The 13,040-nt window shown below is 46.2% G+C and carries 13 protein-coding genes; all 13 read right to left on the reverse strand.

From position 1 onward, the window contains the following. Positions 1–11: 11 nt before the first annotated feature. The 13 genes from BWP33_RS07485 to BWP33_RS07545 all read right to left on the reverse strand — a co-directional run bounded on the left by BWP33_RS07485 (position 12) and on the right by BWP33_RS07545 (position 12,933). Positions 12–1,706, reverse strand: a complete 1,695-nt coding sequence (locus tag BWP33_RS07485; RefSeq protein WP_002641656.1) for a hypothetical protein — start codon at positions 1,704–1,706, stop codon at positions 12–14. 17 nt (positions 1,707–1,723) lie between these two features. Next, on the reverse strand, positions 1,724–3,595 hold the full coding sequence (locus BWP33_RS07490; protein WP_104930294.1) for a hypothetical protein: 1,872 nt from the start codon (positions 3,593–3,595) through the stop codon (positions 1,724–1,726). A 115-nt stretch (positions 3,596–3,710) separates the two neighbouring features. Further along, entirely contained in the window at positions 3,711–4,115 is a 405-nt protein-coding gene (locus BWP33_RS07495; RefSeq protein WP_104930358.1) for a hypothetical protein, read from the reverse strand. After that, positions 4,115–7,777 carry a tape measure protein gene (locus BWP33_RS07500; RefSeq protein ID WP_104930359.1) on the reverse strand — a complete coding sequence of 1,221 codons (3,663 nt, stop codon included), beginning with the start codon at positions 7,775–7,777 and terminating at the stop codon, positions 4,115–4,117. The genes BWP33_RS07495 and BWP33_RS07500 overlap by 1 nt, the downstream gene beginning before the upstream one ends. A 61-nt stretch (positions 7,778–7,838) precedes the next feature. After that, the gene (locus BWP33_RS07505; RefSeq protein WP_002643041.1) at positions 7,839–8,234 is read right to left on the reverse strand and encodes a hypothetical protein; all 396 of its coding nucleotides are present in this window, start codon (positions 8,232–8,234) and stop codon (positions 7,839–7,841) included. An 11-nt stretch (positions 8,235–8,245) separates the two neighbouring features. After that, the gene (locus BWP33_RS07510) at positions 8,246–8,398 is read right to left on the reverse strand and encodes a hypothetical protein (protein ID WP_002643042.1); all 153 of its coding nucleotides are present in this window, start codon (positions 8,396–8,398) and stop codon (positions 8,246–8,248) included. A 195-nt stretch (positions 8,399–8,593) separates the two neighbouring features. Continuing rightward, positions 8,594–9,337 carry a phage tail tube protein gene (locus BWP33_RS07515; protein WP_002643043.1) on the reverse strand — a complete coding sequence of 248 codons (744 nt, stop codon included), beginning with the start codon at positions 9,335–9,337 and terminating at the stop codon, positions 8,594–8,596. A 77-nt stretch (positions 9,338–9,414) separates the two neighbouring features. Next, positions 9,415–9,849 (reverse strand): phage tail terminator protein, encoded by a 435-nt coding sequence (locus BWP33_RS07520; RefSeq protein ID WP_002643044.1) that lies wholly within the window; start codon positions 9,847–9,849, stop codon positions 9,415–9,417. 25 nt (positions 9,850–9,874) lie between these two features. Next, a complete protein-coding gene (locus BWP33_RS07525; RefSeq protein ID WP_002643045.1) occupies positions 9,875–10,291 on the reverse strand; it encodes a phage virion morphogenesis protein in 417 nt (138 codons plus the stop codon). Then, the gene (locus tag BWP33_RS07530; protein WP_002643046.1) at positions 10,291–10,812 is read right to left on the reverse strand and encodes a DnaT-like ssDNA-binding protein; all 522 of its coding nucleotides are present in this window, start codon (positions 10,810–10,812) and stop codon (positions 10,291–10,293) included. The genes BWP33_RS07525 and BWP33_RS07530 overlap by 1 nt, the downstream gene beginning before the upstream one ends. Positions 10,813–10,840: 28 nt before the next feature. Next, on the reverse strand, positions 10,841–11,134 hold the full coding sequence (locus BWP33_RS07535; RefSeq protein ID WP_002643047.1) for a hypothetical protein: 294 nt from the start codon (positions 11,132–11,134) through the stop codon (positions 10,841–10,843). Between the two features lie 64 nt (positions 11,135–11,198). Beyond that, positions 11,199–12,131 carry a major capsid protein gene (locus tag BWP33_RS07540; RefSeq protein ID WP_002643048.1) on the reverse strand — a complete coding sequence of 311 codons (933 nt, stop codon included), beginning with the start codon at positions 12,129–12,131 and terminating at the stop codon, positions 11,199–11,201. A gap of 49 nt (positions 12,132–12,180) precedes the next feature. Further along, the gene (locus BWP33_RS07545; RefSeq protein ID WP_002643049.1) at positions 12,181–12,933 is read right to left on the reverse strand and encodes a hypothetical protein; all 753 of its coding nucleotides are present in this window, start codon (positions 12,931–12,933) and stop codon (positions 12,181–12,183) included. Between the last annotated feature and the right edge of the window lie 107 nt (positions 12,934–13,040).

A 13,040-nucleotide genomic window follows, 5' to 3' on the forward strand; every position in this document is an offset into this window, starting at 1 on the left:
ACTTTTCCTTTTTATTCAATAATATTCGTGTTTCCGCGTAAGCAAGCGGTGAATTTATCCGCGTGGCTGGTTTTGTCGGCACTCGGCTGAACCGCCCGAATAAACCAAATTCCCATAGACGTGGTGGACGTGTTAAAGCGCACGCAATTTCTCGTTTCCCAACCGCCTCCAAACGCCAAATGTGGCAGCGTAAAAAATGGCTTATTCGTGGCAGGATTCAAAGGCGAAAGGTCGCTTAATGTGTCGCTGGCGGCAATTAAGCCTAAGCGTTCTTCGTATAATTTGAATTGCGTCGGCGACACAAATTCAATCAACCAACGCCCATTAATCGCGCCGTCCGATGTTAATTTAATTGGATAATCTTTGACGTTTAATTTGGCTAAAATCTCATCGCCGATGCGCGTGTTTTGCCACACTTTTGTCCACGCTTGCTGACTGAATGGCTCGGTCGCGCGGACAAGTAAATCGCCTTTTTCGCCGCCAATAATCGCGCTGGAAAGATACGTTTTTTCAATAGGATAATTACGTTTTAAACCGTATTGCAGTTTCAGGCTGCCTGAAATATTCACGCCCATCAAACGGTTTTCTTCTTCATAAATCAAACACGCCGACAACGGCATCGCGTAACCCGACAAATCCAACGGCATCGCCCACACAAGGCTACCTGAAACAATATCGTATTGCGTGGCGAGAACGTGTTTGCTATTGGCATCCACCACACACACGCGGTCAGCATCGCTGCGATTAAGCGGAATGGTCGCGCCTGCGGTGTGTGCGCTGCCCAAGTCTTGCAGCATTTTATTTGTCAAGACAACCACATCGCCCACACGAAAAATAGGAACACGTCCATCTTGTGGCAACCGAACTGCGTTGATGCCAATGTCCGTGTCAATCGGGATAGATGTCAGCGAAACGGCGTTGTAGCGCAATGATTCGGGCGGTACGATGGCATTAGCCGATACATTGAATAAACCTGTGTCATAATCAATGCTGCCTGAAAGTGTGCCTGTGATGCTGCCATCTGCTTGCGAATCGCCGCGCAATGTGGTTTCGCCAGTTTCTGCGTAAGCAATGAAACTTTCAGGGTTTACAGGAGCGATGGCGGTGCGTCCGTGAATTTGTTGAACACCATATTCGCCTTGATGGTAAACACCTGATAATACTTTGATATTCGGGCTGGCATTAGGCGCAAGATTATTAATGTTGACAATGCCAGTCGCGGCATTCAAGCTGCCTACGACTGTCCCAGTGCCTTGATTGTAGTTCCAGTTTTGATACAACACGCCGTCGCGTTCTATTGTGAATTTGCCTTGAATTTCAAACGTCCACGAATTAAGCAAGGCAATGCGTGGAATCGCAACACCTTGTAATACATCAAAAGTTTGACTTGCGCTGCGAACGGTGTCGCCAACCGTGCGCGTTTCTTCGCTGCTGACAAATTCCACCATCGCGTGTTTGGGCGCGACCACAACCGTTCGCTGAATCGTGGTGCTGCCTGCAACCGCCACATATCGGGGCGATGTGTCGGTTAGCGAAAATTCGCTGTAAGTTGCTGTGTGAATTGGTTGTTTGAATGGTTCGGTTGGAATCACAATATCGCCTGTAACATAATCAATGCTTGCGCCGTTAATGAGTCGTCCGTTCGTCATCAAACCGCCGTTGCCATTGTCGTAAATTTCGGCATGATTGCTGCTAAAATTTTCCATGTATTTATCCTGTTAACTCAAATAGTTGATGCGGTAAATGCGTAAAATTTTTTTCTTGGTGCAGACGGCGTAGTTGAAACCGTGGCAACCGATGATGAAACCCCCGAACTGATTGATTCACTTAATTTTTCTACTTCTTCCACGCGAATGCCAATCGGTAAACTGATTTTCAGGCTGCCTTTAGCGACCTTTGCGCCTGCGCTCAATGTCATGCGCGTACCATTGGCTTTGACCTCAACGGATTTGCGTTCACTTTGGGCAATGTATTGTTCAGCCGTCCAATCTAATACAGCTGCATTCAAATTAGTCGGATAAAATCGCCCCTCGCCATAATGCACATAACCACCACATGCGCCTGTGATGCTGCCGTTGCTGTCTTGTGCGGTGCGCGGCGTTCCGTCATGCCACGACAAGCGCAACGTGGACGGCTTCAAACGTGGCACTGGAATTTCAGGCAACCGAACCGCCGATGACATCGGTTGTGGCGCAATCACAGAACCTGCCATTTTGTCGCCCAGCGTCTTGTAAAAACCATCAGGCGACCACGACACCAACAAACCACTTCCCACATCAGGCAACACAGGCAAACTGATTTTCAGGCTGCCTGAAGTCGTGATTTCGCCACGTACTTCGCCTGTTTCATCGTGTAAGCTGTTGTCCGAATAGCCTGTTAATTCGTACCACTGACCGCCAGCGCGATACGACACCCCCACGCTGCCACGTGCAGGCATTGGGCGCAACAGCAACGCAAATTCCGTGCTTTGATTGGTTTCTTTGATGGGCGAAGTGGCGGAATAGGCATAATTTTGATATTTCACGGCTGGCGTGGCGTAAATTCGCCCAATTTGTTGATTTTTAACGCCATAAATCACACCTTTGGCGTAATCAATCTGTAAAATTTCGCCATTTGAATTTTTCAGGCTGCCTGAACCATCATCTACCCAACCTGTCAATTCTACTGATGTCGGTAATACGCCAGTATCAAAATACACATTACCATCAGACACATAAGCTGAACCAGCGTACACCACACGGCGTGGCGCGGTGGGAATCCACAACGGTTTGCCACTAGCCCAATCGTCCGCCAACGCAGTGCTAACCGTGGACGTGGGAATTAATTTTTCAAAAATCGTGTCTACATTGATTTCTACCGCGCCTTGTTTCAATTCTTTTTTGATGGGACGAACGCCATAATATTTACCGCTATCAGATACTTGCGTTTTCAAGACTTCCACAGCTGGGGAGATTTGGGTGCGTGATGGCGATTTCACGCCTTGCAAATCCAAACTCAAGGCATTTTGCGTTTCCATTTCAATTACGCGAACTTGGAATGTGCCTTTGTCGTCTTCAAATGTTTGAATACTATGGGTTAATTTGTCAATACGAAAATATTCAAATTGCTGTTGTTTGTTAGCATCTACATAACCCAGCGCGTAGCGTTCGCCTACCAAAGGCAAGGGCGCATCTAAAGATTGATAGGTTTGTACTAAACGGCTGTTCCGTCTTTGTGTCCCCAGTAAAGTCATTCGGCTGGCGATGGTTGGATTAGAATACGCTTCAATGCGCGGCATGATTTCGGCGCGTGTTTGCGCGTAGTAATCAGCAGGACACGCCAAAATAGAGACGGCTGGGTCTTCGGGCGGTTCGCTGATAATCACGTTTGCGCCCAACAAAGCCGCCGCATCAGCACGGCTGACAGCTGCGTAAGCAAGGCGCACGTTCACACGTCCACGCGTTTTGTCTAAATCTGATACCGCGTTGAAAAGTTCGTTCGTTGTGCCATTTAATTGAACGCCTGTCATTGCGCCGCCGCCGTCATCGGTATCGGTTAGGCGTTGGCTGGCATAAAATTTCAAGTCTTGTTGTGTGATTTCGGTTTTGCGTTGCATTTGGTGGTTTCCTATTTTTTCAGGCAGCCTGAAGGACTACGCGTCCAGCGAATAAATTCACAAAATAAAATCTTCAGGCTGCCTGAAAAGCATTTAAAAGTGTTTTAAACACGGTTTAAACCGTCATTAGCGCGATTTGTACCTGATATTTTTCCGCCCCCATTTCGGGGACGGAAAACGCCACAGGCTCAACACCGCCCAATGCGTTATCATGTAGCCTGAACGCTACGTTAAACTCACGCCCATCGTAGTGGCGCATCGTTAAAGTTAATTCAGGCACATCCGTCCAATCACGCAAAATGCGAACGGTGGCTAAATCCAACCAAGCCCATTCGCCTGACAAAGTAATTGGGCGACCATTGCGCTTGATGCCTTGCTGGATAATCAGTCCGCCGCTTAGTGTGCGTTCGGGTTCGGCTTGGGCGATTGCGTGCCATGCGTATTCATCTGTCCAACGCATATCGGGTGGCAGGCGAATGCTGGCTTGGTTGTCGTTGCGCGTTAAGATGATGTCGTCCATCACATACTCCGTTTGTTATCTTTTTGAATTTGTTTAATGAGTTCTTGGGCGATTTGTGGCATTAACTCTTTAATTAAATTTGGGATTTGCTGTTTAATTTGGTTATCACGCGCTGCCAGTGCTTCGGTTACACCACTAAAATCAAATTGCATACCACGCCAATCCATGTCGCTTAAATCCACCTTGTTTTCAGGCAGCCTGAACCGCATTTGTTCGGCTTCGCGCTGCAAACGTTCGCGTTCTTGCTGTTGGCGTTGCTGTTCGGCTTGGCGTTGTTGCTGCAAACGCTGTTGTTCGGCTTCGCGCTGTTGTTGTTGGCGTTCACGTTCTTGTTCGGCTTCACGCTGTTGTTGTTCGCGCTGTTGTTCGGCTTCGCGCTCGGCTTGGGCTTGGTAAGCGGCTTGTTGGGCAGCAATGGCAGCCGCGTAATCGTCTTGCGCTTGGCGGTTGCCTGTTTTTTGCGCTTGGGCTTGTTTTCGCTTGAGCGCATTTAGTTTCTCTTGTTGCTCTAATTTTTGCACATCGCCATCACGACCTTGTGCGCGGAGCAATTCTTTCTCGGCTTCTCTGCGTGCGTTGGCGGCTTCGTCTGCCAGTTGTTGCATTTTTTGACGCGCTTTATCAATCGCTTGGTGTAAATTATTCAACGTGGTTTTGTCTAATTTTCTAGCGTTATTGGCTGCCATGAGTTCGGCGCGTGCCAAATGTTCGGCGATGTTGCCGCCGTTTTCGGTTTCTTCGTTCAAACGTTGGACGGTTTGATTGATGTTGATGTACATATCCTGTACGCTACGCAGCGTGTTAGCCCATGAAGCCGTGCCAAACGTGGCATACGCGCCCATTTTCTTAAGCGTTTCATGGACTTTTGAGCCTAAATCCGACATTTTATGCTGGCTGAATTCGGCTGCCTTGCCCACGTTTTCCACATTTTCCACAACTGCTTTGGCGGCTTGGCTTTGCGCTTGTGCGGATTCGGTCGCCGCTTGGGTAACTTGTTGATGTGCTTGAATTTGCGTATCGGCTGCTTGTTGGGTTTGCGCGGCTGCCTGAAGACTGGCTTTGCCTGTCGCATCAACCGTTACCGCATAGTTGTAGGCGGCGGCTTGTGATTGAACCCACGCAATAGCCGTTTGGTCTCCGCTATTGATTGCGGTTTGCGCGGTTTGTTCAAAAGCCTTTTGCAAATCCGCTTGCGTGGCTTGTCCGCTTGCTTTCACTTTTTCAAAGGCTTGCATCTGTTCGTTGGCAGCTTGCGCTAATGCTTCTTTCGTTTTGATGCCTAATTGCTTAAACGCATCAGCCGTAGGGTCGGCAGCGTTTTTCAAATCCAACACTTTCTGACGCGCTTTTTCCAACGCCATTTCAGAAGCCTGTCCGCTTTGTTCAATCGCCTGTAAATCCGCTTCAGCTTGTCGCTTTGCCAAATCAGCCGATGCCAAACTTTCCACACCCAAACGCTTAAAGGCAGCCTGAATAGGGTCGGTGGCAGCCTGAATATCCAGCAATTTTTTATCCAGCGACAAAAAACCAGCTTCAACCTGCACAGCGGATAACTTACCACTTTCGCCAAACTCCTGATACTTAGCGCGTAACGCTTCAATATCTGCCTGATTTGCGCTGCTATCTACCGCCTTGTTTAATGCCTGTTGCAACAACACACCAGCTTGATAACCATTTTTTGCCAACGCATCAAATCCGTTGCCTAACGCATTGATTTTCTCCAGCGTTGCCTGTGTTGCTTGTGTAGGTTTCAGCATGGCAGCCTGTAAGTCCAAACCCAAGCCATTGGCAGCACTTTTGGCATCGGCTAATTGTTTGGTTGTTTCATCAATTTTTTGCTTAAGTGTTTCAACCGCTTTCGGTGCTTCAATCCCCATAGATTTTTGCCACGCTTGATTGCTTTCATCGGCAGCTATTTTGGCAGCAGTAGCGGCTTTTTGCGCATCTTCCGCTTGCTTTTTCGCGGTGGCTTCCGATGCTGTACCAATGGCAGCATTGGCTAAAATCTGTGCATCAGCCGCTTCTTTGGCTAAACGTGATGCTTGCGCATATAAATCAGATGTCTCTTTGCGTAAACGCGTTTGTTTTTGCAAAACGGTTTCAAGTGCTTCGCCCATTGCTTTTTTGGTGTTGCTGCCATACTGCATGACTGCATCGCCAGCTTTTTCTAAACTCTCCTTGCTGCTTTTTTCCATGCGCTTAGCGGCCGCGTCTAATTCATCAGCCACTTTGCCCAAAAATGGAATCTTGTCGGCAATATAGCCCATACCGCTTAGAATATCCGACAACACCTGCTTAATCGCTGCACCGACAACATAAAACACCACCTTTAAGCCAGTAAACGCATCGCGCAATACACCGACGGCAATATTTAAGCTATCAATTAAATTTTGAGCCAAACTAAAATTCTGTGCGGCTTCATGATTAAACAACCCAGCAATCGCTGCGCCTACATCATTCAGCAAGCCATACAATTCACTAAAAGTATCTACTACACCGCTAACAACATCTTTTAGCAAGCCGTAAACATTTTCAAACACCGCTTTCAAGCGTTCCGCTTCAGGCGAATCTGCAAACGATTTCAATTTATCCTGCGCATCATTCAGCATCTCGCTAATATCATGCGCTACCGTTTTCACCGCATCGCCTACGCCATTTTCGCCCAGCCAATTCAATAATTCTGAAAACTCATTTTTCAGCTTATTGATGCTGCCTGAAAGCGAATTGGCATTTTGTTCCGCTTGACCACCAAACGCTTCTTGCATCGCCGCGCCCAATTTCGGCAAAAACTCTTCAGCCGACAATCCAGCCCCGACCATATTTTCCAATTCAGCCGTGGTAACACCCATTGCTTTAGCAGCAATCCCCATAGCTGCTGGCATATGCTCCGATAATTGACCGCGCAACTCTTCCATAGACACCTTGCCTTTGGAAGCAATTTGCGTTAGAGCCATGAATGCGCCACTAGATTGTTCAGCTGTCATACCCATAGCAGCCGCGCCACTTGCCACGCCCTTGAAAATTTGTTGCGTTTGTTCGTGCGTGATGTTCATGTTTTTAGTGGCAGCGGCAAAGTTACCATATTCCGAGCCTAAGCCTTTTAACTCCAAGCCCAGTTTATCAGCCGTTTCACGCACAAATTCAAGCTGTTTAGCGGCATTTTCTGCGCCAAAAGCATATTCCAGCTTCCTCTCAATACCGTCAAACTGCATCGTGGTATCTACCACTGCTTGAACGCCTTCTTTTAACGCCCAAAACGATGCGGTTACACCAGCTGTTACCGCGCCTAATTTTCCGATACTGCTAATAGAAGACGCAATTTGCGTTTGCTGCGTATTCAGGCTGCCTGAAGCATTGGCGGCTTGCTGATTAGCGTGTGCTAATTGTTGTGCTGCCTGAATTTGATGCTGTTGCGCCTGTGTGGCAGCCCGAATATTGGTTTGCATCGTGGCTAAACTTTGGTTTACCCCATGCAACTGGCTTTCAAGCTGTTGCGCGTGCTGCACTGCCAGATTTAAGCCTTGAGCATTAGGTTGCACATTCAGCGCGTTTTCAATCGCCTTACCCACTGCTTGAGCAGTATGTCCAGCTTGCTGCATTTGCTGAATAAACTGACGCACTTCTGCATCAAGGCGCAATTTAAAATCCAAATTCCCTGCCATACACTACCTTTCAGGCTGCCTGAAAACAAAAAACCGCCCCAAAAGGCGGATAAACATCAAATCAAATGGTTAAAAACTTCAAACTTAACAAAAAATCATCATCGGCTGATTGCGACAACCAAGCTACCTTAGGCTTGGCAGATACCGCCACCTGACTGTTATCAAACATAACCTGAAACGCCCCTTGCGGCAATTCCAGCGAAAACACCGCTTCAGGCAGCATTGCCCATTGTTGTAACTTTTCCACAACAGCGCGGCTCGTCCAAGCCATAGAATCATCAGCAGGTTCAAGAGAAATAGGGCGACCCTTACGTTTCAGTCCTTGCTGCACCACAAAGCCGCCTGACAAAGTTCGTTCAGGCGAAGTTTGCGCCAAATCCGACCACGCAAATTCATCAACCCAAATCAAATCATGCGACAACGCCACCACTTCGCCATTATCCCGAATTAATCTCATTTAAAAACCTTTCAGGCTGCCTGAAAATAGGGCTGTGCAAAATACAAAACCGTACCAAACAAAATAGCTAGCCCAGTTAAAATAAGCAACCAACGCGCTCCACGCGCTAAAATTTCTACAGCCTCCCCCGCGCGTTGTTCATCAGCTTTGATTTGAATACTCATATTTAAATCCAGTTTACAATCTAATTTAATTGGGTTATTATCCTGTTTATTCAATGTTTATTCCTTTGACAAGGTTTGAATATAGAAACGCTCAATAGATTGCCGCCTATTGGGCGTTTCGCTTTTTGGCTTAATTTATCTTAAAAAAAGACATTTCTAAAAATCCTTATGCCTTTTTTTCAAATATAGACCAGATTACTTGGTAACCGTAACCATGTTCCCGTCCGACATTAAAGCCGTTCCCTCCAAATCAAACGAAGCCAAATCTGTGTTGATTAAAGCCAAAGTTTTGGCAGGCGAAATTGCAGCTTTGTGAATTTCCACCAATACAGGTTTATCACTTTCAGCCGTATTCAAGCCTTCAAACACCAAATAATAACCCTCCGCCTTTTCCAGCATCAAACCCAACACATCAGCCGAATCATGCTTAAAACTTGCTTTGAGTGGCAATTTCAAGCCCGACAAATCCAACACGTCCACCATACCAAAACGCTCATCAATACGATAATTTACACCAGCCTGAAGCGTTTTAGGCGAAGAAGCTGTACTGTCCGTTAAAACCACATCCGACACCTTGATTTTACCAAGCTGCCAGCTATCGCCCACCGCTAAATCATCAGCTGAAGTCAAATCCGCCACATTGCCCTTAGGCACATTCGTTAAACTTGCCTGAAACGCAATCGCCAAATTAGCTGAAGCGAAATCTTCCAGCGTCATTTTAAATTTCACTTTGCGCGATTTTTCACGCACACGGTCGGCAGAACGAGTGCCTGTATGGCTCTCTAAATGTTCGTCCGTTTCTAATTCTGTTTCCAATTCCAAAGATGGCACGTTACCAATCCAACGCGCCTTGTGCTTTTTCACGACACCGCCAAAATACGGTGCAAGTTTCACACGTCCTTGACCGCTAAAATATTCCTTAATTTCCTGTGTTGCCATAACCTACTCCAAAATAGAAAATGCCCGAAGGCGCAAACAAAAAAAAGGCAGCCTGAAAAACTCAAGTTGCCACAACATCAAATCACACACACCGATGTGAACGTGAATGCAAAAATCCGAAACCGACAATCATCAGTTAAATAAAACTGATTGCCCACCGCTCGCAAAGGCTTACATTCCGCATCAAACGGTTTAAATCCTTGTAATGCTTGGCGCAATTTCAAGCACAACGCACCAGCCTTTTCACGCAAAGCCGCTTCTTCTTGCACCGTTTGGGGCGATTGAAACACCAGCGAAACTTGCCATTTTTGCGTTTCTGTCTGTCGTTCCCCATTGCCTGTACTGTTTTCAAACGAACTGGGTAACTGATTAATATGCGCCGACACTGCCAGCTTTTTCAAAACATTTGGGTCGTTAGCGGTAAAAGGGCTGCAAATTAAATCAAAATCTTGCCCCATGGTTTCAGCTAAGCGCGATTCAATCGCCTTGCCTACTGCAAAATAATCTTTCACTCAAATCCCTTTCAGGCAGCCTGAATTATTTCAACAAATTGTCAAAATAATTCGACAAAATTTGATGAATGGCGGTTTCATCGTCATCACGTAAACCCAAATGTTCACGCGCAGGTAAATTGTTTTGCGATACGCCAAAATGCAACCAGCGCGGAATATCCCCTTGCGGATAACCTACCTCAACAAAATCACGCCCCGACACAAACGACAAACTCGCCAACATACGCCCTGTGTTAATCAGTGTTTTGCCACCGTCTTGAATGGCACGTTTAGACGGAATCCAAGGCACACCGTCAGGCTGCCTTTGCTGATTGTAATTTTGCCAAACCGAAGTTTCCAGTTTGCGCCCAATTTCACGCATCGGATTAGCTAAATCCACCGCCGCTAATTTATCCAATGGCAACCAAATAGGCGCGTTAAATTGCGCGATTACTCGAATCATCAGCCACGCCCCAATCTCACGCAATGGACGCTTTTACGTTTAAAAAATTGCCCCAGCATCAACACTGCCATTTGCACCGCCAACAACATTTCCTTGTTATCACAGTCGCATTCTTCGCCTTTGAGTAACACGCTGCCGATAGACTTCAAATCAGCCGAATTAGGCAGGCTGCCTGAAATATCGTTCAACAATGCCAACTCACAACACGCAGCCACCACTTGATAAGGCGTAACCGCCACCGAAGCATCAGGCAACACACGCGGAAAGGCGCGGATTTGTGCCACACTTTCAGGCTGTCCGATGTAGCCTAAAGGTGCAACACGGTCAATAAAATCACTGGCTGAAGTCAAACGCTGCAACTTCTGCTCATCATCAAAACCATTCCATACAGTTGAAGATTGACGCGCCCCATGATAAGCATCAGCCACTTTCAAATCCGCATAAGCACTGGATTGGGCAGAATGCGTAGATTCGCCACCGCCAAAAGAAAAGGGGATAGAATCAGCACTATTATTAATCATGATTCAAACCTTTCAGGCAGCCTGAAAACTACGCTTCATCTTTTTTAACCGTTTTCTTGGATTTTTCAGCTAATTGCGCTTCCAATTCAGCGATACGCGCTTGTAGTTTTTCAACGGTTTGCACATCAACCTTTTCAGGCAGCGTGTAAATCTCGTACTTTTCCAAATACACACTAGGCACATCATCGCCATATACTGCATCACACGGCTCGGGATTTACGCCAGTGTCCACCGCGCCAGCGTTACGCATTGTCAAACCATGCTGTTTGGCAAACGCCACATTTTTAGCCGAAAAATCACGCGTAAAATACAAAATTTTCATACATTTTTTCCTTATTCAAATATTTTCAGGCAGCCTGAAAGTTGCTCAAGCTGCCTGAAATTCATCATGCGGTTTTAACCAATACGCCAGCCGTATCTTTGTTGCTAGTTGCCACTTTGTCCCAGTTGGTAGGTGTCGCAATCGCAGCATCAGTAGGCGATTTGCCACCGTTTGCCATATCCCACGCATAACCTTTTACCGACACACCAAAGGTCCATTCAGCTTGATAAACTGTTTTTAGGTTTTCTTCGCCTGTTTTGTCGTCTAAAACCGCACGGAAATCGTTGTTGTCGTTTACCACAATCGCATTATCCACCAAGCCCAACGTGTGATAAACCGAATCGCTAGACAAAGCTGGCGAATCCGTAATCACAAACACACGTCCAAATGGGTCGCGTATCACATTCACACCTTCATACGCAAACAAACGCTCCGCATTGGTCAAAGCATTCGAATACAATTTGTGCATCGTAGCTGAATGCACCACCCATGCTTTTAAGCTGCCTGAACGATCGCCCATTTTTGCTGCACCCGAATTCAACACATCAAACGTAGGCGCACTGCTAGAAGCATCATGCACCATAGACGAATTACCTGAAATCGCTGCCACACCAGCATTCAACATATCTGCCAAACGCGCTTTTGCCAGTTGTGTACCAATTTGTACTGCTGCCAATTCAGGATTACGCAAAGTCCAGTCATATTGTTGTTGTTCAAATTCCACAGGTGCAGTACCTACTGCAATTTTAACTGCCACATTCAACATTTCTTGCAAGCGTACCGCATTGACGCTGCCTGAACCATAAGCATTACGGCGGCGAACCAGTCCACCAATTGCTTTAAATGCAGATTGAATATTGAAATCACCCGAAAATGGTTTATTAAACAACGCAATTGCACCACCTGATGCTTCATTGAATTTAGCAACATCTTGGTCGGCGACTTCTGTCATCACGGTATAAGTTTGTTTATTAAATACTTGTAAATCAAAAGACATTTACTTTTCCTTTTGTTAAAAAGGCTGCCTTTTTTCAGGCAGCCTAAAATTAATATGCTTTGCTTTTTAAATAAGCCACACGTTCTTCATCGGTTTTGCAATCAGACAAGGATTTAGGTGCAGCTGAACCACCGCTAAAATTTCCTTGTGAACCGCCACCGCTAGATGCCGCAAACCAATGTGGCGCAAGTTCTTTCATATCTTCAAACCATTCTTGCAAAGTCAAAGGCTTCCCATCTTTGCCAAACACACCATCTTTGGCAATAGCGTTGCCCTCATCGTTAATATCAAATGCTGATTGTGCTCGTAAAAGCGCGTCATCAAATGCCGATGTGTGAATAGCCAATTTTGCTCCCACTTCGCGAACGCTTGCAGATAAGGCACGTTGTGCAAATTTTGCTAAACGCGCATCTTTGTTATCTAAATCGCTTTGCAATTTAGACAGCGTTTTATCGTAATCTGCTTTCATGCGCTCTGCTCGTTTTGCCAGCACTTCATCAATTTTACCCTCAGTAATCAGCTTGGCTTCTTCTTGGTCAGCAAAATTTTTCAAAATTGCCTGAACCGCATCAGGGTCAATGCCTTCAAAACGCGCCAATTGCGCTTTTAATTCTTTTTCTTTGCTGATTAATTCGTTGTTTTTATTTTTTAGTCCAGCGACTTGTTCAGCGACTGCCTTGTCCAAATCTGATTTTGTGTATGTTTGTTCAGGCTGCCCTTGACTGCCTGAACCACCGTTAGCACCATCATCATCTGCTTTTTGGCAAAAAGAATATTTCAAAAACTGGTTACGAAAATTCATTGTTGTCTCCTAGAAACGAAAAAAGCCCGACTTAATCAGGCGTAAAAAAAGCAGTCTGAATGTGCAGGCTGCCTGAAAATTAAAAAATCAGTTATACCGAAACAGTC

The organism is Simonsiella muelleri ATCC 29453 (genome assembly GCF_002951835.1).
In the GTDB taxonomy this organism is placed as follows: Bacteria; Pseudomonadota; Gammaproteobacteria; order Burkholderiales; family Neisseriaceae; genus Simonsiella; species Simonsiella muelleri.